We start from the raw sequence: 24,809 nt of genomic DNA, 5'->3' as shown, positions 1-24,809 counted from the left end.
TTCAGAATTTTTGTACCAACGTGATGGCTACTTAGAACTTATCTTTCCAAGCACGCAGAGCAGCAAAAACCGCACTGGGAGCCCGGTTTTGGGTTCCATTCCGTTCGTCCACTTTTTCTTTAACGGATGTTTCGTGGACACGCAAAAACGGGTTGGTAAGCTTTTCAAGCGCCAGAGTAGAGGGCAGCGTCATGATTCCGGCCTCGCGCTGAGCGGTGACTTTTTCCAGACGTGCGGCGGTGTCCGGATTGCCCGGTTCGACCGCTGCGGCAAACTTCAGGTTGCTCAAGGTGTATTCGTGAGTGCAGTAGACCAGCGTATCTTCAGGCAGCGCCGCGAGGCGCGTCAGTGAGGTATGCATTTGCTCCGGCGTGCCTTCGAACAAGCGCCCGCAACCGGCCGCGAACAGGGTGTCACCGCAGAACAGCAAACCCTGATGGTAATAGGCGATATGCCCCAAGGTGTGGCCGGGGACGGCATAGACATCGAAGTCCCAGCCCAGCACGCTGACGCGGTCGTTGTCCTTGAGGGCTACGTCCCGCAGTGGGATGGTTTCGCTGGCCGGACCGTAGACTGTCGCGTCTGTCGCTTTTTTGAGCTGCTCGACGCCGCCGACGTGGTCATGATGATGGTGAGTGATCAAAATATCACTCAACACCCAACCCGGATGCGCGGCGAGCCACGCCTGCACCGGCGCAGCATCGCCCGGATCAACCACCGCGCAGCGCTGGGTGCGGTGGTCTTGTAATAACCAGATGTAGTTGTCGGTGAAGGCGGGCAGGGCACTGATCTGTATCATCGTCGGATTCGCCAAGCGGAAAACAATGGCGCATCTTAGAACTTCCTGGCGCGTTGGAGAATGCAATGACCGATAAAGCGTTCGCTCAGGCTGATCCTGAATGGCTGACATTGATCAGCGCGGCCCGTGAATGGCTGTCCGGCCCCATCGGGCAATTTTTGCTGGACGAAGAACGTCGCATGCTCGAAGACGAGCTGGGACGGTTCTTCGGTGGCTACCTGGTGCATTACGGCCCGTCGGCCCAAACGCCGCCGTCGGCGCCGCAAGTCCAGCGTAATGTGCGGCTCGGCGCGCCGTTGCCGGGTGTCGAGATCGTCTGCGAAGAGCAGGCGTGGCCTTTGAGCGAGCATGCCGCCGATGTGGTGGTGTTGCAGCATGGGCTGGATTTCTGCCTGTCGCCCCACGGTTTGCTGCGTGAAGCGGCGAGCAGCGTGCGGCCCGGCGGGCATCTGCTGATCGTCGGGATCAACCCCTGGAGCACTTGGGGCTTGCGTCACGTTTTTGCTCACGACGCCTTGCGCAAGGCTCGCTGCATCTCCCCGTCGCGGGTCGGTGACTGGCTGAACCTGCTGGGCTTCGCACTGGAGAAACGCCGCTTCGGATGCTATCGTCCGCCGCTTGCGTCACCCGCCTGGCAGGCTCGTCTGGCCGGTTGGGAACGCAAGGCCGGTGACTGGCAACTGTCGGGTGGCGGCTTCTATTTATTGGTTGCGCGCAAGATCGTGGTGGGCCTGCGGCCCGTCCGTCAGGAGCGGCGCGAACCGATGGGCAAGCTGATTCCATTGCCGATGGCCAAGGTCAATCGTCGCCGCATCGATCCGTAATACACGTTTTATTTTCCCGGCCGGGTTTGCCCCGGCCTCGGGCATCGTCGATCACCGATCGGCGAGCCACCGCATTTTCTGGATAGATTGGCATGAGCGATAGCGTAGAACTCTTCACTGACGGCGCCTGTAAAGGCAACCCTGGCCCTGGTGGCTGGGGCGCTTTGCTGGTATGCAAGGGCATTGAAAAAGAACTGTGGGGCGGCGAAGCCAACACCACCAATAACCGCATGGAGCTGATGGGCGCAATCCGTGGTCTTGAAGAACTCAAGCGCTCCTGCGACGTGCTGCTGGTCACCGACTCGCAGTATGTGATGAAAGGCATCAACGAGTGGATGGACAACTGGAAGAAGCGCGGCTGGAAAACCGCTGCGAAAGAACCGGTGAAAAACGCTGATCTGTGGAAGTTGCTGGATGAGCAGGTCAATCGCCACAACGTCACCTGGAAATGGGTACGCGGGCACATTGGCCATCATGGCAACGAACGCGCCGACCAACTGGCCAATCGTGGCGTGGATGAAGTGCGCGGTTACAAGCAGGCTTGATTCCGGTTCTACCAACGTACTGCGTCGTAGCCAATCGCGAGCAGGCTCGCTCCCACATTTGATCTTCGTTGAGCACAAATTCTGTGAACCCCCGAATTCAATGTGGGAACGAGCCTGCTCGCGATGGGTGCAACACGGTGTATCTGAAAGACCCCGGCGGGCGTGTTAACATCGCCGCTTTTGCACGAATGACCCGTTGAGAGCTGAGCACTGATGGCCACCAGATCCGTTGTACTCGATACCGAAACCACCGGCATGCCGGTGACCGACGGCCACCGGATTATCGAAATCGGTTGTGTCGAGTTGATCGGTCGGCGCCTGACGGGCCGGCATTTCCACGTTTACCTGCAACCGGACCGCGAGAGTGATGAAGGCGCCATTGGCGTCCACGGCATCACCAACGAATTTTTGGTCGGCAAGCCGCGCTTCACTGAAGTGGCTGATGAATTCTTTGAATTCATCAAGGGTGCGCAGCTGATCATCCATAACGCGGCGTTCGACGTTGGCTTCATCAACAACGAATTCGCCCTGATGGGCCAGCACGATCGTGCGGACATCACGCAGCACTGCTCGATCCTCGACACCCTGATGATGGCCCGGGAACGTCACCCGGGGCAGCGCAACAGCCTCGACGCCTTGTGCAAACGCTATGGCGTCGACAACTCCGGTCGTGAACTGCACGGCGCCTTGCTCGACTCCGAGATCCTCGCCGACGTTTACCTGACCATGACGGGCGGCCAGACCAGCCTGTCCCTGGCCGGTAATGCTTCGGACGGCAACGGTTCCGGGGAAGGTGCGGACAATTCCGCCACCGAGATCCGCCGCCTGCCGATCGATCGTCAACCGACGCGTATCATCCGTGCCAGCGAAGATGACCTGGCCCAGCACGTGGCACGCCTGGAAACCATCGCCAAATCCGCCGGCGCCCCTTCGCTCTGGCAACAACTGGCCGAGGCCAAGGCTCAGGCGTAGCGCTTCGGAAAAAGATCGCAGCCTCGTTTCACTCGACAGCTCCTACAGCGGAATAGATAACCCTGTAGGAGCTGTCGAGTGAAACGAGGCTGCGATCTTTTGATCTTGATAAAGCGTAACGCGCCCGATGACCCATTTCAGTGCATCACACTCGCCACATGCGCTCGAACCCTCTACCCTGAGGTGATTGGCGGACCACGGTCTGCCGCCTCAGGACACTGAGCCCCATGTATAAAGATTTGAAATTCCCGGTCCTGATCGTCCATCGCGACACCAAGGCCGACACCGTCGCCGGTGATCGCGTGCGTGGCATCGCCCGGGAGCTGGAGCAGGAAGGCTTCAGCATTGTCTCGGCGGTGGATTACACCGAAGGGCGTCTGGTTGCCTCGACCCATCACGGTCTTTCCTGCATGTTGATTGCGGCCGAAGACGCCAGCACCCACTCTCATCTATTGCACAACATGGCCGAGCTGATCGGCCTGGCGCGGGTGCGTGCGCCCGACTTGCCGATCTTCGCGCTGGGTGAGCAGGTGACCCTTGAGAACGCTCCCGCCGACGCCATGGCCGAACTCAATCAGCTGCGCGGGATTCTTTATCTGTTCGAAGACACCGTGCCTTTTCTGGCCAGGCAGGTCGCCCGAGCGGCCCGCAAATATCTGGATGGTCTGCTGCCGCCGTTTTTCAAAGCGCTAGTGCAGCACACGGCTGACTCCAATTATTCCTGGCACACGCCCGGCCATGGCGGCGGTGTGGCGTACCACAAGAGCCCGGTGGGTCAGGCGTTTCACCAGTTCTTCGGGGAAAATACCCTGCGATCCGATTTGTCGGTGTCGGTGCCAGAACTCGGTTCTTTGCTCGATCACACCGGTCCGCTGGCAGAAGCCGAGGCCCGTGCTGCCCGTAATTTCGGCGCCGATCACACCTTCTTTGTGATCAATGGCACCTCGACCGCCAACAAAATAGTCTGGCATTCGATGGTCGCTCGCGACGACTTGGTGTTGGTGGATCGCAACTGCCACAAGTCGATATTGCACTCGATCATCATGACCGGCGCCATTCCGCTGTACTTGTGCCCGGAGCGTAATGAGCTGGGGATCATCGGCCCGATTCCATTGAGCGAATTCAGCCGCGAATCGATTCAGGCCAAGATCGACGCCAGCCCGCTGACCAAGGGCCGGGCGCCCAAGGTCAAGTTGGCGGTGGTGACCAACTCGACGTACGACGGCCTCTGCTACAACGCTGAGCTGATCAAGCAGCAACTGGGCAACAGCGTCGAGGTCTTGCACTTCGATGAAGCCTGGTACGCCTACGCGGCGTTTCACGAGTTCTTCGCCGGACGTTACGGCATGGGCACTTCCCGCAGTGAAGACGGCCCGCTGGTGTTCACCACGCATTCCACCCACAAACTGCTGGCGGCCTTCAGCCAGGCGTCGATGATTCACGTCCAGGACGGCGGCGCGCGGCAGCTGGATCGGGATCGCTTCAATGAAGCGTTCATGATGCACATCTCGACCTCGCCGCAGTACAGCATCATCGCTTCGCTGGATGTGGCGTCGGCCATGATGGAAGGCCCGGCCGGGCGATCGCTGTTGCAGGAAATGTTCGACGAAGCGCTGAGTTTCCGCCGGGCGCTGGCCAATTTGCGTCAGCACATCGCCGCTGACGATTGGTGGTTTTCCATCTGGCAGCCGCCGTCCGTGGAAGGCATTGACCGCGTGATCACCGACGACTGGCTGCTGCAACCCGACGCCGACTGGCACGGCTTTGGCGGCGTGACTGACGACTACGTGCTGCTTGATCCGATCAAGGTCACGTTGGTGATGCCGGGCCTGACGGCAGGCGGCGCCCTTAGCCAGCGAGGGATTCCGGCGGCGGTGGTCAGCAAATTCCTTTGGGAACGTGGGTTGGTCGTTGAAAAGACCGGGCTGTATTCGTTCCTGGTGCTGTTCTCCATGGGCATCACCAAGGGCAAATGGAGCACGCTGCTGACCGAGTTGCTGGAGTTCAAGCGCAGCTACGATGCCAATGTCAGCCTCGCGACGTGCCTGCCGTGCGTGGCACAAGAGAATGTCACGCGCTATCAGGGCATGGGGTTGCGCGACCTGTGCGATCAACTGCACGCCTGCTATCGCAGCAATGCCACGGCCAAACACCTCAAACGCATGTACACAGTGCTGCCTGAAGTCGCCATGAAGCCGTCTGACGCCTATGATCAATTAGTGCGTGGCGAGGTTGAAGCAGTGTCGATCGATGCTCTGGATGGGCGGATCGCCGCGGTGATGCTGGTGCCATACCCGCCGGGAATTCCGTTGATCATGCCCGGCGAGCGTTTTACCGAGTCGACACGCTCGATCATCGATTACCTGGCGTTTGCCCGTACGTTCGACAGCAGCTTCCCGGGGTTTGTCGCTGATGTGCACGGCCTGCAACACGAAGACGAGGGCAATGGACGGCTGTATACCGTCGATTGCATCAAGGAATGAGGACCTTTCCCAGTATGCAACCGGTCATGAATCCGAAATACCCAGGGCTGTCGGTGCGCGTTGCCGACGATGGTTTTGCAGCCTACATCTGGGGCAGTGATTTCAGTTTTGAAGTCGCGGTCTACGGTGCCGCTGAAATCGGTAAACCGGTGGAGCAGTGGCCGGTGACGCCGATCACGCCCTATCGAAAGTGCTACGGCATTGATCCTGAAGAGTTCAGCAGTTTCCGCGATGCCGCTGACAGCGCGATCTTCATGGCTTATCTCGATGATGAGCCCGTGGGTCACCTGGTGGTCAGCACCAACTGGAACGGCTTTGCCCATATCGACGAGTTGGCGGTGCATGCGCCGGCGCGCCGTCATGGTGTGGCCAAGGCGTTGCTGGATGTGGCGCAGTTCTGGAGTCGTAAAAAGAAACTGCCGGGCATCATGCTTGAAACCCAGAACAACAACCTGGGAGCCTGCCGGCTTTATGAGCGCCGCGGTTACGTCTTGGGCGGAATCGATCATCTGCGCTATCGCGGGATCGACCCGAACACCGCCGAAGTGGCGCTGTTCTGGTATCGATTGTTCGATAATCCGCTGGAAACCCCGCTTAGTTCGCCAACATCGCCACGGCTTGTTCCGTGATGATGCCCAGCAATGCCTGAACCGCTGGCGATGGCTCGCCGTTCTTGAGGGTCAAGGCATACAGGCTGATCGGCACGGCCGGCGCCAGCGGGCAGGCATCCAGCCCGGCCGATTTCGCCCCGAGGGCGGTGAAAGGGTCGACGATGGCCAGACCTTCACCGGCCTCGACCATGCTGCGCATCATCTGGTGAGTCTGTACCCGGGTTTGAATGACCGGGGCAGGGCGCAGGGCATGCAGCTTGTTTTCCAGCGCCGGGCTCAGCGGATCATGACCTTCCAGGCCCACCATCGATTGGCCGGCCAGGTCCTGCAGCGAGATGTACTTTTGTTTGGGTTGCAACCAGCCGTGGGGTGCCAGCAGCTGAAGTTTGCCTTGGGCGATCACCTGGCAATGAATGTCGGCGTGATCGGGGTCATGCAGGCTCAGGCCCAGATCGCTTTCACGCAGCAGCAGGTTTCTGACGATCTCGCGGGTAGGTTGACTCAGAAGGGTGCAAGGCGCGTCAGGAAGGCGTCGGCGCAGGGCGGCAATGCTCTGTGGCAATAGCTGCTGTGCCAGGGGTGGTGTGCAGACGATCCGCAAGGGCGGAGCCTGATATTGCTTGAGGCTGTTGGCCAGCCGCTGAACCGGCTCGAGCGCTTCATAGACGTGGGCGATCTGGACCTGCAACTCCCGCGCCTCACGCGTGGCCTGCAAGCGTCCACGCACGCTGGAAAACAGCATGAAACCCAACTGATCCTCGGCGTCGCGCAGAATCCCTTCGACTTCAGCCACAGGCAACTGCAGCCATTCGGCGGCGGTGCCCAGGTGACCGGTCTGCAGGAGCGCCTGGATCACTTCGATATGACGTAAACGCATGCGTGAAGTCCATGTTCAGCAGGTGAGGGAGTCAGTGGCTGAATCCTAACTCAAGTGCGCGCATATGACTTCTGCTCATAACACGGGGTTATGAAGCGACGTTGGTTTCCGGCAGTTTGCCGACATAGGTGTCGGGTTCACGCACGATGGTCACGTCCGATTGCACCAGCAGAAATTGGTTGTCATCGAGCTTTTTGACGCGATCGCCAATGGCCAATTTGTAGGTGGTGACAGGCACCGAGCCAGTGAGACCGTCTGCCGACGGGGTGGATTCCTGGAACTCATGCACGGAATAAACGCGGCCTTCCGCGTCTCTTGCATGGAACTGACCGACGAGTACTGCTGCCATCTGCTTAGAACCTCTGGGGATAAATCACTCAATTTGCGGCTCTGTAGACCGTGGTTGGGCGAGGTAAGTTTTCCTACAGGAAAAAAATAGTCAGGGGCGGCATTTTTAGTCGCCCACGGGTTGAATCGTCATCTATAACTACAAGCTCTTTCCATCGGACAGTCGAGAGTCTTCCATGAGCAACGTCTATACGATCGCTGTACTGGTCGGCAGCTTGAGAAAGGAATCGATCAATCGCAAGGTGGCGCTGGCCCTGGCCGACCTGGCGCCTGCCAATCTCAAACTGGTTATCGTCGAAATCGGCGATCTGCCGCTCTACAACGAGGACATCGATGGTGCTTCACCGCCGGCAGCCTACAGCACTTTCCGGCAACAAGTGAGCTCATCCGACGCGGTGCTGTTCGTAACCCCCGAATACAACCGTTCGGTGCCTGCGCCGATGAAGAACGCGATCGATGTGGGTTCGCGTCCCTATGGCAAGAGTGCCTGGAGCGGAAAACCTGGAGCGGTGATCAGTGCTTCGCCGGGGGCTATCGGTGGTTTTGGCGCCAACCATCACCTGCGCCAGTCCATGGTGTTTCTGGATGTGCCGTGCATGCAGCAACCGGAAGCCTACCTGAGCGGTGCCGGTTCAGCGTTCGACGAGGCGGGTAACCTGTCCGAGTCGCTCAAACCGTTTTTGCAAAAATTCATCAATGCTTATGGTCTTTGGGTCGAACAACACAAGAAGATGTGACAAGTCCCGTAGGTTACGGGGTTCTGGTCAGTCGGCTACAGATCATTGCTTCCATTTCCGACAGCCACGCGGCGGTTTGCTCCGCCGCCGGTTGTGCAGTAACGCAATAACGACGGCCGCCCCAGGCCATGATTACCCAGGCATCAATGGTTGAGGGTGGCGGTTGAGCGGGCAAGTCCTCGCAGGAAGCGAAGGCTTCACGCCATTTTTGCGACAGCTCCTGGAATACCCGCCGGTGGTGTTTGGGTTCGGCGATTCGGTGCTCGATCGCCAACACATCATCATTGAACAGTGGTTGAAACGTATCGTTCGGGTCGCAGGTCAGGCGTATCAAGCGTTTGATCCGGACTGGCCAGCTCAGCTCTTTCGCGTGCACGACGTGTTCATCAAGGCGCAGTAACAAGGCGTCCAGGCAATGTCGAATGTAGCCCGACAGCAAGGCTTCCTTGCTCGGGAAATAATCGTACAGCGTGCCAATGGCAACGCCCGCTTCCAACGCGACTGCGCGCGTGGTCAACCCCGACCAGCCGTCGCGCTGCCAAATCCGAACAAATGCTTCGTAAATTGCCTCTACGGTGAAAATCGCCCGGGCCTGGCTCGGCCGTTTCAACGGTTTGGCGCGGGGATTGAGGGTGGGGGTGCTGCCCCTGGAATTTCCGAACCCGCTCTTCATCGGCTGCCACTACTCTGGTGCGACCCGCCACTGATGCGCAGCAGGAGTCTGAACAATGCAAAGTCCAAGCACGGTAACACGGCTGATTACCCGCAAAAACGCCCTTGACCAAAGTCGAATCGAACAGGAGCAACGTAGCCTGATTCCGGCGGCCGGCGAGGTGATTTTCAAGATCGACCGGTGCGCGTTGACCACCAACAACATTACCTACGCGGCCTATGGCAATTCGATGAGCTATTGGGAGTTCTTTCCTACAGGGTTGGCGGAATGGGGACACGTCCCGGCGTGGGGTTTTGCCGATGTCGTGGCGTCTGATGTGGCCGGCATCAAGGTCGGGGAACGCTTCTACGGGTACTTTCCGATTGCCAGCCATCTGTGGATGCGCCCGGAACGGATCACCGAGCGTGGTTTCTATGACGCCGCCGAGCATCGGCTGGCACTGGCGTCGGCTTACAACCAATACACCCGTTGCAGTTGGGATTCGTACTACAGCCCTGAAACCGAAAACCTGCAGATTTTGCTCAAGCCGCTGTTTCTGACGTCGTCGATGCTCGCGGACTTCCTTCAGGACAAGCAGTTCTTTGGCGCGACCCGGTTAGTGTTCTCCAGCGCTTCGAGCAAAACCGCGTACGGCACGGCGGTTTGCCTGGAAAATCATCCTGACCTGGAGCGGGTGGCGTTGACCTCGACCGGCAACAAGGCGTTTGTCGAGAAGCTCGGTTGTTACGAGCGAACCGTGACCTACGCAGAACTGACGAGCCTGGCCAATGACCGCCCTACGTTGTATGTAGATTTTTCCGGCGACCTGGATTTACGGGATCAGGTGCACCAGCATTTTGCCGGGCAGTTGGTTTACAGCTGCTTCGCCGGCTCTGCGCAAAGCACCGATGAGGCTCGATTGACGGCTATTGAGGGGCCGCAACCGGTGTTCTTTTTTGCGCCGATCCAGATCCGCAAGCGCAATGCCGAGTGGGGGCCGGAAGGGGTCAGTCAGCATATTGGTGAGGGTTTGCAGCGTTTCTACCGGCAGTTGACGGCGACTGATAAACCGTTGCTGGAGGTGGTCGAGAACAAAGGCTATGAAGCCGCGCAGAGTGTGATTTCCCGGTTGTTTCATGGCCAGATCGCGCCGGTGGCGGGGCATGTGATCCGGCTATAGCACACCGATCTGTCGTAGCAGCTGCCGAGCAGCGCGAGGCTGCGTTCGGCGACGCAGTCGTCGTGAAATCAGGCACTGCGGTGTCCTAGGAATACCGCGTTCGCAGGGTTTACGACGACTGCGTCGCCGAACGCAGCCTCGAGCTGCTCGGCAGCTGCTACATCGATCCCGGTGCGTTTAGGCGCAGGGGAGCAAGTTGGGCTTTACTCCGATCGCGTGTTGCGGCTGAATCGCGGTTTGTTTTTCCGACAAGGCTGCACTGCATGCTGATCGCATCGTTGATTTTCCTGCTGACCATTACCTTGGTGATCTGGCAGCCAAAAGGCCTTGGCGTCGGTTGGAGTGCGGTATTCGGCGCGGTACTTGCGCTGATTTTCGGGGTCGTTCACCTGAGCGACATCCCGCTGGTGTGGCAGATTATCTGGAACGCCACCGGGACCTTTGTCGCGCTGATTGTCATCAGTCTGCTGCTGGACGAGGCGGGGTTCTTTGCCTGGGCGGCGCTGCACGTGGCCCGTTGGGGGCGGGGCAGCGGACGCAAGCTGTTTGCTTATATGGTGCTGCTCGGTGCGTTGGTGTCGGCGTTGTTCGCCAACGACGGGGCAGCGCTGATTCTCACACCCATCGTGATTTCCATGCTGTTGGCGTTACGCTTTTCCCCGGCGGCGACGCTGGCGTTCGTCATGGGCGCCGGTTTCATCGCCGACACGGCAAGCCTGCCGCTGGTGGTGTCGAACCTGGTGAACATCGTTTCCGCGGACTTCTTCCACATCAGTTTCAACCGTTACGCGGCGGTGATGATCCCGGTCAACCTGGTAAGTGTCGCGGCGACCCTGGCGATGCTGATGTGGTTTTTCCGTCGTGCCATTCCCAAGAATTACGACCCCGAGCAACTGGCGCATCCGGCTTCAGCGATCCACGACCACGCCACGTTCTATGCCGGTTGGGCCGTGTTGGTGATTCTGCTGCTCGGCTGCTTCGCTCTGGAACCGGTGGGGATACCGATCAGCGCCATTTCTGCGGTGTGCGCGGCGTTGCTGCTGGCCATTGCCGCCCGTGGTCACAAGATCTCCACCCGTAAAGTCATCAAAGAAGCGCCTTGGCATATCGTGATTTTCTCGCTGGGCATGTACCTGGTGGTGTATGGGCTGCGCAATGCGGGGCTCACGGGGTATCTGGCCGGATGGCTGGATGGTTTTGCCGGTTACGGCGTGTGGGGCGCGGCCATGGGCACGGGCGTGCTGACGGCGCTGCTGTCGTCGATGATGAACAATCTGCCGACGGTGCTGATCGGTTTGCTGTCGATCGATGCCAGCCAGGCGACCGGGGTGGTTAAGGAGGCGATGATCTACGCCAACGTCATCGGCAGCGACCTGGGGCCGAAGATTACGCCGATCGGCAGCCTGGCGACGTTGCTGTGGTTGCATGTGCTGGAGCGCAAGAGTATCCGGATCGGCTGGGGGTATTACTTCAAGGTCGGGATTGTGCTGACGGTGCCGGTATTGTTGGTGACGTTGGCGGCTTTGGCTTTGCGGTTATCGGTTTAGACCGAGTCGGCCCTTTCGCGAGCAGGCTCGCTCCCACAGGGGCCTTCGGCACAAGGAGATCAAATGTGGGAGCGAGCCTGCTCGCGAAGGGGCCATTGCAGTCACCACAAATCTCAGCCACTGCCAGGAACGTTCGGCCAAAGATCGGCCACCAGAAACAGCCGCTCGGCTTCTTCCCAATCGCCCTGGGCGTTTTCTGTGAGTCGCACCAGCAACTGCGCCGGGGCCAGCGGCTCCAGGTCGCTGAGCCAGGCATTCAGCTGTTCAGTGCTCCAGGTCTGCTCCTCCGGATAGTGCGCCGGCGCCAGCCAGGCATGGCGGGGCAGGGGTTGCCAGCGACCGAACGGGCGCTGCACGACAAACTCTGCCCAGTCCTTCTGGTGCAGCCAGCTACCGCGTAAATGCTGGGGATGTGCGCCATTCGGTGGCTCGGCCGGTCCCGGCCACGGATACAGCAAATAACCGCCCAGCCACAAATGCGCACTGAACTGCTGGATATCCAGCGCCGCCAGTACTTCGCGGCTCTCCGGGCGCGCCGAAATCGGCAATTGATGCTGAGTCAGATGGGCCAGTTTGCGGTCCAGCCGATCGTGGCAACCGGGGCCGAGCCACTGCGCCGTGTCGTGCCCGTCGCCATTTTGCGGGCCAAGGTAAAGTTTGATCGCCAGTTCCAGATGATGCACGCCGTCACGGTCGCGCAGCAGCATGTCCAGCTCGCCCAGCGTGTGGCCTTCGCGGCGGATCGGCATGTTGGCGGCAATCAGCTCGATACCCGGCGCGTGCCGCACGGCGTATTGCCAGAGGCGTTCGTAGTACAAGCCCAATCGCCGGGTTCGGGCCTGCGCCAGCCAGTGCAGCAAGTCATAACTGTCGTGATCGAGTTGCCGCAGCCACCGTTCCAGCCGCTCCGGTGCTTGTACCCAGTCACTGCCGGTCAGCGGGTGACGCTGCGGCCACGTCGTGACGCCAAGCATCGGCGGCGCGAGGATGACCCAAGCCAGGTCGCGCACTTCGGGGTGGCGCAACTGGTGGGGTAACTGCAGCAAATCGGGAAATAGGATCATCTTGCGAGCATAGCCTCAATCGTGAGTACACCGTTGTGGCTGAAAGGATTTTGTCTATCCTGCGCTTTCGCCCATAATCGTGTTTTTCGCCGCCGTAGACCTTAGGGGCCCCATGGAGCAATTTCGTAATATCGGCATCATCGGTCGCCTGGGCAGTTCGCAGGTGCTGGATACCGTTCGCCGACTGAAACGGTTTCTGCTCGATCGTCACCTGCACGTGATCCTCGAAGACACCATCGCCGAAGTGTTGCCGGGTCATGGCCTGCAAACCTCGTCGCGCAAGATGCTCGGCGAAGTATGTGACATGGTGATTGTGGTCGGCGGTGACGGCAGCTTGCTCGGTGCTGCACGTGCTTTGGCCAAGCACAATATTCCGGTGCTCGGCATCAACCGTGGCAGCCTGGGCTTCCTGACCGATATTCGCCCCGATGAGCTGGAAGTCAAAGTCGCCGAAGTGCTCGACGGCCACTATCTGGTCGAGAACCGCTTCCTGCTGCAAGCCGAAGTCCGCCGCCACGCCGAGGCCATCGGTCAGGGCGACGCGCTGAACGACGTGGTGCTGCACCCCGGCAAGTCGACGCGGATGATCGAGTTCGAGTTGTACATTGACGGCCAGTTCGTCTGCAGCCAGAAGGCCGACGGCCTGATCGTCGCCACGCCCACCGGTTCGACCGCCTACGCGCTGTCGGCGGGCGGGCCGATCATGCATCCCAAGCTCGACGCTATTGTGATTGTGCCGATGTACCCCCATACCTTGTCGGGCAGGCCGATTGTGGTCGATGGCAACAGTGAGCTGAAAATCGTCGTGTCCAAAGATATGCAGATTTACCCGCAAGTCTCCTGTGACGGGCAGAACCATTTCACCTGCGCGCCGGGTGACACCATCACCATCAGCAAGAAGGCCCAGAAGCTGCGGCTGATTCACCCACTAGACCACAACTACTATGAAGTCTGCCGGACCAAACTCGGCTGGGGCAGCAAGTTGGGTGGTGGAGGCGACTGATGCTCGATCCCGCGCGTAGCTACGACCTGATCGGTGACGTGCACGGTTGCGCTCTGACCCTTGAGCACTTGCTCGACCGGCTCGGTTACCAAAAACACGGTGGTGTCTGGCGGCATCCGTCGCGCATGGCGGTGTTCGTCGGCGACATCATCGACCGCGGTCCGCGGATTCGCGAAGCGCTGCACATCGTTCACGACATGGTCGAAGCGGGTCAGGCGTTGTGCATCATGGGCAACCATGAATTCAACGCCCTCGGCTGGAGCACGCCGGCGCCTCCGGGCAGCGGCAAGCAGTTTGTGCGTGAACACACCCCGCGCCATGCCCGTTTGCTGAACGAAACCCTGACCCAATTCGAAGACCATCCGGCTGACTGGCATGACTTCCTGCAATGGTTCTATGAGATGCCATTGTTCGTCGATGCCGGGCGTTTCCGCGTGGTGCATGCCTGCTGGGATGCGGGCCTGATCGAACCATTGCGCGCGCTATTCCCCAACGGTTGCGTCGATGAACATTTCCTCCAGGCCTCTGCCGTACCGGGCAGTTTCGCCTGCACCGTGTTCGACCGCCTGCTGCGCGGCACTGATATGCGCTTGCCTCATGGCCTGACAATGACCAGTGGCGATGGCCTGACGCGATCGTTCTTCCGCACCAAGTTCTGGGAAGACGACCCGCAAACCTACGGAGACATTGTGTTCCAGCCCGACGCCTTGCCCGAACCCGTGGCCCGGACGCCGCTGTCGTCCACTGAAAAAAACACCTTACTGCGCTATGGCGTCGATGAGCCATTGTTGTTCGTGGGCCATTACTGGCGCAGCGGCAAACCGGTGCCGATCCGGCCGAACCTGGCCTGTCTGGATTACAGCGCCGTGCTCTACGGCAAACTGGTCGCCTACCGTCTGGACCAGGAAACCCGTCTCGACCCGCACAAGTTTGTCTGGGTCGATGTCGAGCGGCCGGAGGTGCTGCGATGAGTGCCGTTGCTGTTTTACGGCTGCCGCTGGCGGTGGACTTGAGCGGGTTCGTCAAACTGTTGCAGCGCATGCAGGTGCCGCATCGGGTCAGCGAAGAGGCGGGCGAGCAAGTGCTTTGGGTGCCGGCCAACATCAGTGAAGACGTGCGCTCGTTGTACGAACGCTTCCCGGCCGGTGATCCCGATCAACAGCTGGACATTCCGGTGGCGCAAACCATAAAGCGCCCAAGTTTCGTCGAGCAACTGCGCCACGCCAAGGCGACAGCGTTCGTGTTGCTGCTGAGCCTGCTTGTCGGCGCCGTGACACTGCTGGGCGAAAACCTCGACACGATGCGCTGGCTGACCTTCCTTGATTTTCGCGTTGTCGGCGAGTACATCCATTTCGTGCCTTTGGCCGACAGCCTGGCGGCGGGGCAATGGTGGCGTCTGGTGACACCGATGCTGATCCACTTCGGCATCCTGCACCTGGCGATGAACGGCATGTGGTATTGGGAACTGGGGCGACGCATCGAGTCGCGCCAGGGCAGCATCAACCTGATCGGCCTGACCTTGCTCTTCAGTCTGGTGTCCAACTACGCCCAGTATTATTTCAGTGGCCCGACCCTGTTTGGCGGGTTGTCCGGCGTGCTCTACGGCCTGCTCGGGCATTGCTGGATTTTCCAGCTATTGTCGCCGAACCATGCTTATCGCCTGCCGCGCGGCGTGCTGGTGATGATGCTGGTGTGGCTATTGCTGTGCCTGTCGGGGCTGGTCTCGATGATCGGCTTCGGTGAAATTGCCAATGCGGCCCACGTCGGCGGGTTGCTCGTCGGATGCTTGACCGGCTTGTTGGGTGGTTTGTACAACCGCCGTAAACTGGCCGCCTAAAACAGTTATGTATTAAAGAGCGCGGAGCCCTTGATGTCCTCTTTTAACGAAATGATCAACAACATCACCCCTGATATCTACCAGAGCCTGAAACTGGCGGTGGAAATCGGTAAATGGTCCGACGGTGGCAAACTCACCGCCGAACAACGCGAACTGTCGCTGCAAGCGATGATCGCCTGGGAAATCCAGAACCTGCCCGAAGACCAGCGCACCGGTTATATGGGCGTGCAGGAGTGCGGCTCCAAGTCGATCGAAGTGCCGAATATCCTGTTCAAATCGGATGCCGTCCATTGATCGAGATTGGCCGCGGTGCAATCAGCAAAATGTCGGCTCGCCTTGACGGGCCGAACGTGCAGTACGCGTTTCGTCTGGACGACGTCGAGGTACCGGTCAATCCATTGATCGGGACCACGGTGCGCCTGGAATACCTGGGGGCGATTCATTGCACCCATTGCGGACGCAAGACCAAAACCAGTTTCAGTCAGGGTTACTGCTACCCGTGCATGACCAAACTGGCCCAATGCGACATCTGCATCATGAGCCCGGAGCGTTGCCACTATGACGCTGGCACCTGCCGTGAGCCGGAGTGGGGCGAGAAGTTCTGCATGACGGATCACATTGTGTATCTGTCCAACTCTTCGGGGGTGAAGGTCGGGATTACCCGCGCCACTCAGCTGCCGACCCGCTGGATCGATCAGGGCGCCCGTCAGGCCTTGCCGATCATGCGGGTTTCGACCCGTCAGCAGTCGGGCTTCGTCGAAGACCTGTTCCGCAGTCAGGTGGCGGACAAGACCAACTGGCGTGCTTTACTCAAGGGCGACGCGGTGTCGGTCGACCTGGCGCAGGTTCGTGATCAGCTGTTCGACAGCTGCGCCGAAGGTTTGCAAGTTTTGCAGGAACGATTCGGCCTACAGGCGATCCAGACTATTGCCGATGTAGAAACGCTCGAAATCCGCTATCCGGTCGAGCAATACCCGGCCAAGATCGTCAGCTTCAACCTGGACAAGAATCCGATCGCCGAAGGCACGCTGTTGGGAATCAAGGGCCAGTACCTGATTTTCGACACCGGCGTAATCAATATTCGTAAATACACGGCCTACCAGCTCGCCGTGCATCAGTAAGGACTCCAGCATGCGCACCGAACAACCGAAGATGATCTACCTGAAGGACTATCAGGCGCCCGAGTACCTGATCGACGAGACGCACCTGACCTTCGAGTTGTACGAGGACCACAGCCTGGTCCATGCGCAACTGGTGATGCGCCGCAATCCTGAGCGTGGCCCGGGCCTGCCGCCGCTGGTGCTGGACGGTCAGCAACTCGACCTGCTGTCGGTGACGTTGGCCGACCGCGAACTGAGTGAAGCCGACTACCAGTTGACCGAGAATCACCTGACCCTGCACCCGACCAGCACCACTTTCACGGTCGACACCAGCGTCAGGATCCATCCGGAAACCAACACTGCGCTGGAAGGCCTGTACAAATCCGGCACGATGTTCTGCACCCAGTGCGAGGCCGAAGGTTTTCGCAAGATCACCTATTACCTCGACCGTCCGGACGTGATGAGTACCTTCACCACAACGGTAGTTGCCGAACAGCACAGCTATCCTGTGTTGCTGTCCAACGGCAACCCGATTGCCTCAGGTCCCGGCGAAGACGGCCGGCACTGGGCGACCTGGGAAGATCCGTTCAAGAAACCTGCCTACCTGTTCGCGCTGGTGGCCGGTGATTTGTGGTGCGTCGAAGACACCTTCACCACCATGACCGATCGCTCCGTGGCACTGCGCATTTATGTCGAGCCGGAAAACATCGACAAGTGCCAGCACGCCATGAACAGCCTGAAGAAATCCATGCGCTGGGACGAAGAGGTGTACGGTCGCGAGTACGACCTGGACATCTTCATGATCGTCGCGGTCAACGACTTCAACATGGGCGCCATGGAGAACAAGGGCCTCAACATCTTCAACTCGAGCGCCGTGCTGGCCCGCGCCGAAACCGCGACCGACGCCGCGCACCAGCGGGTCGAGGCGATTGTTGCCCACGAGTACTTCCACAACTGGTCGGGCAACCGCGTGACCTGCCGCGACTGGTTCCAGTTGTCGCTCAAGGAAGGCTTCACCGTGTTCCGCGATTCGGGCTTCTCCGCCGACATGAACTCGGCCACGGTCAAGCGCATCCAGGATGTGGCGTACCTGCGCACCCACCAGTTCGCCGAAGATGCCGGCCCGATGGCCCACGCCGTGCGCCCGGACAGCTTCATCGAGATTTCCAACTTCTATACCCTGACCGTGTACGAAAAGGGTTCGGAAGTGGTCGGCATGATTCACACCTTGCTTGGCGCCGAAGGCTTCCGCAAAGGCAGCGACCTGTACTTCGAACGCCATGACGGCCAGGCCGTGACGTGCGACGACTTCATCAAGGCCATGGAAGATGCCAACGGCGTCGACCTGACCCAGTTCAAGCGCTGGTACAGCCAGGCCGGCACACCGCGTTTGGCGGTCAGCGAGTCCTACGACGCGGCGGCGAAAGCCTACAGCCTGACGTTCCGTCAAAGCTGCCCGGCAACCCCGGACAAGGTTGAGAAGTTGCCGTTCGTGATCCCGGTCGAATTGGGCCTACTGGACTCCAAAGGCGCGGCCATCGTGTTGCGTTTTTCCGGTGAAGCCAGTGCTCAGGGCACCTCACGGGTCATTTCGGTGACCGAAGCCGAGCAGACATTCACCTTCATCGACATCGCGGAACAGCCATTGCCTTCGTTGCTGCGTGGCTTCTCGGCGCCGGTGAAACTGAGCTTCCCGTACAACCGCGACCAGCTGATGTTCCTGATGCAGCACGACAGGGACGGTTTCAACCGCTGGGATGCGGGTCAGCAATTGTCGGTTCAGGTGCTGCAAGAGCTGATTGCTCAGCAGCAAAAGGGCGAGAAACTGGTGCTGGATCAGCGTCTGGTATCTGCCTTGCGCACCGTGTTGTCGGACGAGACGCTGGATCAGGCGATGGTCGCGGAAATGCTCTCGCTGCCGGGCGAGGCGTACCTGACCGAGATCAGCGAAGTGGCTGACGTCGACGCCATTCACATCGCTCGCGAGTTTGCTCGTAAACAATTGGCAGAAGGTTTGTTCGAAGCGTTGTGGCTGCGTTATCAGGCCAATCGCGATCTGTCGAAGAAAACCCCGTATGTAGCTGAGGCCGAGCACTTCGCTCGTCGCGCGTTGCAGAACATTGCGCTGTCGTACCTGATGCTCAGCGGTAAACCGGAAGTGTTGGCGGCGACGCTTGAGCAGTTCGAAACCAGCGACAACATGACCGAGCGCCTGACGGCGCTGGCGGTGCTGGTCAATTCGTCGTTCGAAGACGAAAAAGCCAAGGCCCTGGCCAGTTTTGCCGAGCATTTCATGGACAACCCTCTGGTCATGGATCAGTGGTTCAGCGTCCAGGCGGGCAGCGTGTTGCCCGGTGGCCTGGAGCGGGTCAAGGCGTTGATGCAGCATCCGGCATTCAACATCAAGAACCCGAACAAGGTTCGCGCACTGGTCGGGGCGTTTGCCGGGCAGAACCTGATTAATTTCCATGCGGCCGATGGTTCGGGGTATCGGTTCCTCGCGGATCTGGTGATCGAGCTGAACGGGTTCAACCCGCAGATCGCTTCTCGGCAGTTGGCACCGCTGACTCGCTGGCGCAAGTATGACGATGCGCGTCAGGCGTTGATGAAAGGTGAGCTGGAGCGGATTCGCGCTTCGGGTCAGCTGTCGAGCGATGTGTTCGAGGTGGTCAGCAAAAGTCTGGCCTGACTTTGGGTTCGCTCCTGCAGTGGTTCACCTGAACCCTGTAGGAGCTGAGCTTGCTCGCGATGGCGGCCTGACAGCCGACCATTTCCTTACAGATGTACATATCCATTTCTGTGGTAACGGCCACTTAGGGTTTCGCCCTTACGGCGACTCACTTTTTTTTCAAACGCCAAAAAAAAGTAAGCAAAAAAAGGCTCGCCCCGAGCGTCCGGCCCCTCGCTTAGGCTCGGCGTTCCTTCGTTCCGGCATTCATCTGGGGGCATCGCCTCCGGTTGGCTTCGCTTCAACCTCCTCTCGATGTGTTCGACTTCGTCGAACGGCGCTGCGCGCCTGCCCCCCAGATGAACACCTCCACTCAGCCTCCCGAAGGGGCGGGTGAATCAAGATCAAGAGCTGCAGGCGAGCTAACGCTCGGCCTGTTGAGTGGTGAGAAGCGAAAAGCGAACACCAATCCCCTGTGGGGGCGGGCTTGCTCGCGAAGGCGGCCTGACAGCCGACCAATCTCTTACTGCCAAACATCCAATCCCTGTGGGAGCGAGCTTGCTCGCGAAGCTGTTGATCTTGCCGTTGCCGTTGCCGTTGCCGTTGCCGTTGCCGTTGGCTTTTGACGTTGATCTTGATCTTGATCTTTCGCCCCTTCGGCAGGCCGAGTGGAGGTGTTCATCAGGGGGTTAGGCGCGTAGCGCCGTGCGGCGAAGCCGCACACATCGAGAGGAGGTCGTCGCGAAGCAGACCGTAGGCGATGCCCCCTGATGGACACCGGAGCGAGGGAACACTGAGCTTTAGCGAAGTGCCGTACGCCGGGGCGAAGCCTTTTGCTTACTTTTCGCTGGGCCGGCATTCCGGCGTCTGGAAAAGTGAGTCGCCGTAAGGGCGAAACCCTAAGCGGCCGTTACCGCAGCAACGGATATGTACACCAAACCCAAAACCCAATCATCCCACCTGATACCGAATCATTCAGCACCCACCCATACCCCCCAGGTTAACAAAACATAACGTGGCGTCGATTGTCAGACCTTTCCAAACCCCGATAGGATAAGCCAGCTTCCGAAGGGGCTCTAGATTGCATATTTCAGGACTATGCTCCAGAAAAGACAATCCCAAACAGCAGCCCTTACGGCGCCCTGAAAGGTTGAACGACCTAACAATAATAATGGGGGAAGGTCTATGAGTGAGCCTGTCATGGGTGTGGGTATCTGCCGCCCGCCGGCACTACGCAAATTCGCGTTGCTGGCTACAGCGCTCTCGCTGTTGGGCTGTGCCGTGCTGTCGGCACCTGTGCTGGCCGCTGCTGCACCAGCATCCGACATTGTCTATTCCGTTGAATCTGCCAAAGCCAGCAAGAGCCTGATGCTCGACGTCGTGCATGCCGGCAAGCGTCTGGTGGCGGTCGGGGATCGCGGGCACATTTTGTATTCCGATGACCAGGGCACGACCTGGACCCAAGCCAAGGTGCCGACCCGGCAACTGCTGACGTCGGTGTTTTTCGTCGACGACAAGCACGGTTGGGCCGTCGGCCATGATGCGCAGATCCTCGCGAGCGAGGACGGCGGTGTCACCTGGACCAAGCAATTCGAAGATCTGAAACGCGAATCGCCGCTGCTCGACGTCTGGTTCCAGGACGTTAATAGCGGCTTTGCCGTAGGCGCTTACGGCGCGTTACTGGCCACCACCGACGGCGGCAAGAACTGGGAAGATGTCAGCGATCGCCTCGACAACGAAGACCAGTACCACCTCAACGGCATCGCCGCGGTCAAGGACTCCGGTCTGTTCATCGTTGGTGAGCAGGGCAGCATGTTCCGCTCCGCCGACTGGGGCCAGACCTGGGAGAAGCTTGAAGGTCCCTATGAGGGCTCACTGTTTGGCGTGATCGGCACCGCTCAAGCCAATACGCTGCTGGCCTACGGGCTGCGGGGCAATCTGTTTCGCTCCACCGATTTCGGTACGACCTGGGAGCCGGTTGAGCTCCAGGCCACTCGGGGCGCGCTGGAGTTCGGTCTGTCCGGCGCGACGCTGCTCGACGACGGTTCCATCGTGATCGTCGGCAACGGTGGCTCGGTGATCCGCAGCGACGACAACGGCGAAACCTTTAGCGTGTTCAACCGTCCGGATCGCATTTCCGTTTCGGCAGTCACCGCAGCGGGCAACGGCAATCTGATTCTGGCAGGACAGGGTGGCGTTCGCGTCACTTCGCCAACCGGCGCAGAGAATGAAAAAAATGGGTCGTCCAAATGAGCCGGGCAAATAATAAGAAGGCGGGTCTATGACATCCTTGAGCACTCATCATCATGACAAGGCGACGTTTCTCGAACGCCTGATTTTCAACAACCGCCCGGCAGTGATCGTCATCTGCCTGCTGGTCAGTGTTTTCCTGTTCTGGCAAGCGACGCTGATCCGGCCGTCCACCAGTTTCGAGAAAATGATCCCGCTCGAGCATCCGTTCATTCAAAAGATGATGGAGCATCGCAACGATCTGGCGAACCTGGGCAACACGGTGCGCATCTCGGTGGAAGCCACTGATGGCGACATCTTCTCCAAGGAGTACATGGAGACTCTGCGTCAGATCAATGACGAGGTGTTCTACATTTCCGGTGTTGACCGTTCCGGTCTCAAGTCGCTGTGGAGCCCGAGCGTACGCTGGACCGAAGTGACAGAGGAGGGCTTCGCCGGTGGTGAAGTGATTCCGCAGAGCTACAACGGCTCCCAGCAAAGCCTCGACCTGTTGCGCAACAACGTGCTCAAGTCCGGTCAGGTCGGGCGTCTGGTGGCCAACGACTTCAAGTCGAGCATTGTCGATATCCCGCTGCTGGAGTCCTACCCGGACCCGCAGGACCAAGGCAAGTTGCTGGCGCTGGACTATCGCAAGTTTTCTCACGAACTCGAAGACAAGATCCGCAATAAATTCGAAGCCCAGAACCCTAACGTTCAGATCCACATCGTCGGTTTCGCCAAGAAAGTCGGCGACCTGATCGATGGGCTGGTCATGGTGGTGATGTTCTTCGGCGTCGCCTTCATCATCACGTTGATCCTGCTCTACTGGTTCACCAACTGCATGCGCAGCACCGTGGCGGTGTTGAGCACCACGTTGGTGGCGGTGGTCTGGCAACTCGGTTTGATGCACTTCTTTGGTTTCGGGCTCGATCCCTACTCGATGCTGGTGCCGTTCCTGATCTTCGCCATTGGTATTTCCCACGGTGTGCAGAAAATCAACGGTATTGCCTTGCAGTCCAGCGAGGCAGACAACGCCTTGACCGCGGCGCGGCGCACGTTCCGTCAGCTGTTCCTGCCGGGGATGATTGCGATCCTCGCGGATGCGGTGGGTTTCATCACGCTGTTGATCATCGACATCGGCGTAATTCGTGAACTGGCCATCGGCGCGTCTATCGGCGTGGCGGTCATTGTGTTCACCAACCTGATCCTGCTGCCGGTGGCGATTTCCTACGTCGGCATCAGCAAACGCGCGGTCGAACGCAGCAAGAAAGACGCGCACCGCGAACACCCGTTCTGGCGTTTGCTGTCGAATTTTGCCAGTCCGAAAGTGGCGCCGGTGTCGATTATTTTGGCCTTGTTGGCCTTCAGCGGTGGCCTCTGGTACAGCCAGAACCTGAAAATCGGTGACCTGGATCAGGGCGCTCCGGAACTGCGTCCGGACTCGCGCTACAACAAGGACAACAACTTCATCATCAGCAATTACTCCACCAGTTCCGACGTGTTGGTGGTGATGGTCAAGACCAAGTCCGAAGGCTGCTCGCGCTACGAAGCCATGGCGCCGATCGACGAGCTGATGTGGAAGATGCAGAACACCGAGGGCGTGCAGTCGGCGATCTCGCTGGTGACCGTGTCCAAGCAGATGATCAAGGGCATGAACGAAGGCAACCTGAAATGGGAAACCTTGTCGCGTAACCCGGACGTGCTGAACAACTCGATCGCTCGGGCTGATGGTCTGTACAACAACAGTTGCTCCCTGGCGCCGGTGCTGGTGTTCCTCAACGATCACAAGGCCGCCACGCTGGATCGCGCCGTGCATGCGGTGCAAGACTTCGCCAAGGAGAACAACAAGGAAGGCCTGGAATTCATCCTTGCCGCCGGTAACGCCGGGATCGAGGCCGCCACCAACGAGGTGATCAAGGAATCCGAGCTGACCATCCTGATCCTGGTGTACCTCTGCGTGGCGACCATGTGCATGATCACCTTCCGTTCATGGGCGGCGACGTTGTGCATCGTGCTGCCGCTGGTACTGACTTCGGTACTCGGCAACGCCCTGATGGCCTTCATGGGCATCGGCGTGAAAGTCGCAACCCTACCGGTTGTGGCGCTCGGGGTGGGGATTGGCGTGGACTACGGCATCTACATCTACAGCCGTCTGGAAAGCTTCCTCCGTGCGGGTCTGCCGTTGCAAGAGGCGTACTACCAGACGCTGAAGTCCACCGGTAAAGCCGTGCTGTTCACCGGTCTGTGCCTGGCGATCGGCGTGTGCACCTGGATCTTCTCGGCCATCAAGTTCCAGGCCGACATGGGCCTGATGCTGACTTTCATGCTGCTCTGGAACATGTTTGGTGCACTGTGGCTGTTGCCGGCGTTGGCGCGGTTCCTGATCAAACCGGAGAAACTGGCGGGGCAGAAGGGCAATTCGTTGTTTGCTCACTGATCGATCGCTGAAACAAAAAAGCCGCAACCCAGGTTGCGGCTTTTTTATTCGAAGATCAAAAGATCGCAGGCTTCGCCAGCTCCTACAGGGACCGCGTGCACCGTTGAATTGCGGGTGTACTCGGGCAACGTAGGAGCTGGCGAAGCCTGCGATCTTTTGACTTTGCTTTTATGAAAGGTCGGTACCCAGCACTGCATTCAACGCACTACGCGCATCATCCAACTGCACCAACGTCGCATGCCGCGCACCCAGCGCATCTCGGTTCTCGATCGCCGTCAGAATCGCCTTGTGCCGGGGCAATGCCAGTTCATGCAGATTCGGCCGCTGGTTGGAATGCTTCAAGGCTTCGGCAATCGCCACCGATAGCATGTTGCACAGGTTGGCCAGCAAGTCGTTATGGGTCGCATCGGCAATCCGGCTATGGAAATCCAGGTCCGGTTGCAGCAGCGCTTCCGGCGTCGGCGCCGCTTCCATGCGTTGGTAGGCTTCACTGATGGAGGCGATGTCAGCGTCCGTGGCGAACTGCGCGGCGAGGGCGGCTGCAGCGGGTTCAATGATGCTGCGCACACTGGTCAGCAAATCGAAGAATTCATTTTGCGGGCTGCTTTGCATCAGCCAATGCAGCACATCGGGATCGAGCATGTGCCATTCCTTGCGCTGCTTGACCACCGTGCCCACTCGCGGACGGGAATACACCAGACCCTTGGCGACCAAAACCCGGGTGGCTTCGCGCAGGACTGGCCGGCTGACCGCGTACTCTTCGCATAACAAGGCTTCGGCGGGCAGCTTGTCACACGGCTTGAAGCGTCCGGAAACGATCTGCATGCCCAGTTCCTGGACGATGCGCGAGTGCATGCTTTTGCGGTCGGAAGGTTTGCGGTAATCCATGGGAAACG

General features: G+C 59.3%; 22 protein-coding genes. 16 read left to right on the top strand and 6 right to left on the bottom strand.

The genetic code is table 11. From position 1 onward, the window contains the following. Positions 1-31: 31 nt before the first annotated feature. On the bottom strand, positions 32-799 hold the full coding sequence (gloB, locus tag EAH74_RS13480) for a hydroxyacylglutathione hydrolase (protein WP_140679063.1): 768 nt from the start codon (positions 797-799) through the stop codon (positions 32-34). 65 nt (positions 800-864) lie between these two features. Here gloB and EAH74_RS13475 point away from each other — a divergent pair, with 65 nt between their 5' ends. The 5 genes from EAH74_RS13475 to EAH74_RS13455 all read left to right on the top strand — a co-directional run bounded on the left by EAH74_RS13475 (position 865) and on the right by EAH74_RS13455 (position 6,252). Further along, positions 865-1,623, top strand: a complete 759-nt coding sequence (locus EAH74_RS13475; protein ID WP_008152097.1) for a methyltransferase domain-containing protein — start codon at positions 865-867, stop codon at positions 1,621-1,623. A 92-nt stretch (positions 1,624-1,715) separates the two neighbouring features. After that, positions 1,716-2,168, top strand: coding sequence for a ribonuclease HI (gene rnhA / locus EAH74_RS13470; RefSeq protein ID WP_008152099.1), 453 nt, complete (start codon positions 1,716-1,718; stop codon positions 2,166-2,168). A gap of 213 nt (positions 2,169-2,381) precedes the next feature. Further along, positions 2,382-3,140, top strand: a complete 759-nt coding sequence (gene dnaQ / locus EAH74_RS13465; RefSeq protein WP_140679061.1) for a DNA polymerase III subunit epsilon — start codon at positions 2,382-2,384, stop codon at positions 3,138-3,140. Positions 3,141-3,367: 227 nt separating this feature from the next. Continuing rightward, positions 3,368-5,623 (top strand): Orn/Lys/Arg decarboxylase N-terminal domain-containing protein, encoded by a 2,256-nt coding sequence (locus EAH74_RS13460; RefSeq protein ID WP_140679059.1) that lies wholly within the window; start codon positions 3,368-3,370, stop codon positions 5,621-5,623. Between the two features lie 14 nt (positions 5,624-5,637). Next, positions 5,638-6,252 carry a GNAT family N-acetyltransferase gene (locus tag EAH74_RS13455; protein WP_140679057.1) on the top strand — a complete coding sequence of 205 codons (615 nt, stop codon included), beginning with the start codon at positions 5,638-5,640 and terminating at the stop codon, positions 6,250-6,252. Here EAH74_RS13455 and EAH74_RS13450 read toward each other — a convergent pair. Both EAH74_RS13450 and EAH74_RS13445 read right to left on the bottom strand, forming a co-directional pair. After that, positions 6,218-7,111 (bottom strand): LysR family transcriptional regulator, encoded by an 894-nt coding sequence (locus tag EAH74_RS13450; RefSeq protein WP_140679055.1) that lies wholly within the window; start codon positions 7,109-7,111, stop codon positions 6,218-6,220. The genes EAH74_RS13455 and EAH74_RS13450 overlap by 35 nt on opposite strands. A gap of 88 nt (positions 7,112-7,199) precedes the next feature. Beyond that, a complete protein-coding gene (locus EAH74_RS13445; protein ID WP_140679053.1) occupies positions 7,200-7,460 on the bottom strand; it encodes a hypothetical protein in 261 nt (86 codons plus the stop codon). A 175-nt stretch (positions 7,461-7,635) separates the two neighbouring features. Here EAH74_RS13445 and EAH74_RS13440 point away from each other — a divergent pair, with 175 nt between their 5' ends. Next, positions 7,636-8,196 (top strand): NADPH-dependent FMN reductase, encoded by a 561-nt coding sequence (locus EAH74_RS13440; protein ID WP_140679051.1) that lies wholly within the window; start codon positions 7,636-7,638, stop codon positions 8,194-8,196. Between the two features lie 13 nt (positions 8,197-8,209). On the opposite strand, the gene EAH74_RS13435 is transcribed toward EAH74_RS13440, so the two are convergent. After that, positions 8,210-8,869, bottom strand: a complete 660-nt coding sequence (locus EAH74_RS13435) for a TetR/AcrR family transcriptional regulator (RefSeq protein WP_140679049.1) — start codon at positions 8,867-8,869, stop codon at positions 8,210-8,212. A gap of 55 nt (positions 8,870-8,924) precedes the next feature. Between EAH74_RS13435 and EAH74_RS13430 the strand changes: the two genes are divergently transcribed. Continuing rightward, positions 8,925-10,028 carry a DUF2855 family protein gene (locus EAH74_RS13430; RefSeq protein WP_140679047.1) on the top strand — a complete coding sequence of 368 codons (1,104 nt, stop codon included), beginning with the start codon at positions 8,925-8,927 and terminating at the stop codon, positions 10,026-10,028. A 263-nt stretch (positions 10,029-10,291) separates the two neighbouring features. Continuing rightward, positions 10,292-11,575: an arsenic transporter gene (locus EAH74_RS13425; protein WP_140679045.1), complete on the top strand. Its 1,284-nt coding sequence runs from the start codon at positions 10,292-10,294 to the stop codon at positions 11,573-11,575. 113 nt (positions 11,576-11,688) lie between these two features. Here the strand turns inward: EAH74_RS13425 and EAH74_RS13420 are convergent, their stop codons facing one another. Continuing rightward, on the bottom strand, positions 11,689-12,639 hold the full coding sequence (locus EAH74_RS13420) for a DUF1853 family protein (RefSeq protein ID WP_140679044.1): 951 nt from the start codon (positions 12,637-12,639) through the stop codon (positions 11,689-11,691). Positions 12,640-12,751: 112 nt separating this feature from the next. Here EAH74_RS13420 and EAH74_RS13415 point away from each other — a divergent pair, with 112 nt between their 5' ends. The 8 genes from EAH74_RS13415 to EAH74_RS13380 all read left to right on the top strand — a co-directional run bounded on the left by EAH74_RS13415 (position 12,752) and on the right by EAH74_RS13380 (position 23,913). Beyond that, positions 12,752-13,642: an NAD(+) kinase gene (locus EAH74_RS13415; RefSeq protein WP_030130396.1), complete on the top strand. Its 891-nt coding sequence runs from the start codon at positions 12,752-12,754 to the stop codon at positions 13,640-13,642. After that, a complete protein-coding gene (locus EAH74_RS13410) occupies positions 13,639-14,613 on the top strand; it encodes a metallophosphoesterase (RefSeq protein WP_403145944.1) in 975 nt (324 codons plus the stop codon). The genes EAH74_RS13415 and EAH74_RS13410 overlap by 4 nt, the downstream gene beginning before the upstream one ends. Continuing rightward, the gene (locus tag EAH74_RS13405) at positions 14,610-15,479 is read left to right on the top strand and encodes a rhomboid family intramembrane serine protease (protein ID WP_140679042.1); all 870 of its coding nucleotides are present in this window, start codon (positions 14,610-14,612) and stop codon (positions 15,477-15,479) included. Before EAH74_RS13410 ends, EAH74_RS13405 begins: the two co-directional genes overlap by 4 nt. Positions 15,480-15,512: 33 nt before the next feature. Further along, positions 15,513-15,773 (top strand): YeaC family protein, encoded by a 261-nt coding sequence (locus tag EAH74_RS13400; RefSeq protein WP_008152127.1) that lies wholly within the window; start codon positions 15,513-15,515, stop codon positions 15,771-15,773. After that, on the top strand, positions 15,770-16,600 hold the full coding sequence (locus tag EAH74_RS13395) for a DUF2797 domain-containing protein (RefSeq protein ID WP_140679041.1): 831 nt from the start codon (positions 15,770-15,772) through the stop codon (positions 16,598-16,600). Before EAH74_RS13400 ends, EAH74_RS13395 begins: the two co-directional genes overlap by 4 nt. Before the next feature lie 10 nt (positions 16,601-16,610). After that, positions 16,611-19,268 carry an aminopeptidase N gene (gene pepN / locus EAH74_RS13390; protein ID WP_140679039.1) on the top strand — a complete coding sequence of 886 codons (2,658 nt, stop codon included), beginning with the start codon at positions 16,611-16,613 and terminating at the stop codon, positions 19,266-19,268. Positions 19,269-20,432: 1,164 nt separating this feature from the next. Next, positions 20,433-21,500 carry a WD40/YVTN/BNR-like repeat-containing protein gene (locus EAH74_RS13385; RefSeq protein ID WP_140679037.1) on the top strand — a complete coding sequence of 356 codons (1,068 nt, stop codon included), beginning with the start codon at positions 20,433-20,435 and terminating at the stop codon, positions 21,498-21,500. 28 nt (positions 21,501-21,528) lie between these two features. Next, on the top strand, positions 21,529-23,913 hold the full coding sequence (locus EAH74_RS13380) for an efflux RND transporter permease subunit (protein WP_140679035.1): 2,385 nt from the start codon (positions 21,529-21,531) through the stop codon (positions 23,911-23,913). 168 nt (positions 23,914-24,081) lie between these two features. On the opposite strand, the gene EAH74_RS13375 is transcribed toward EAH74_RS13380, so the two are convergent. After that, positions 24,082-24,801 (bottom strand): FadR/GntR family transcriptional regulator, encoded by a 720-nt coding sequence (locus EAH74_RS13375; protein ID WP_161600329.1) that lies wholly within the window; start codon positions 24,799-24,801, stop codon positions 24,082-24,084. Positions 24,802-24,809 lie beyond the last annotated feature (8 nt).

It is taken from the genome of Pseudomonas mandelii (assembly GCF_006438925.1).
Classification (GTDB): domain Bacteria; phylum Pseudomonadota; class Gammaproteobacteria; order Pseudomonadales; family Pseudomonadaceae; genus Aquipseudomonas; species Aquipseudomonas mandelii_C.
This window is presented reverse-complemented; position numbering and strand designations above follow the sequence as displayed.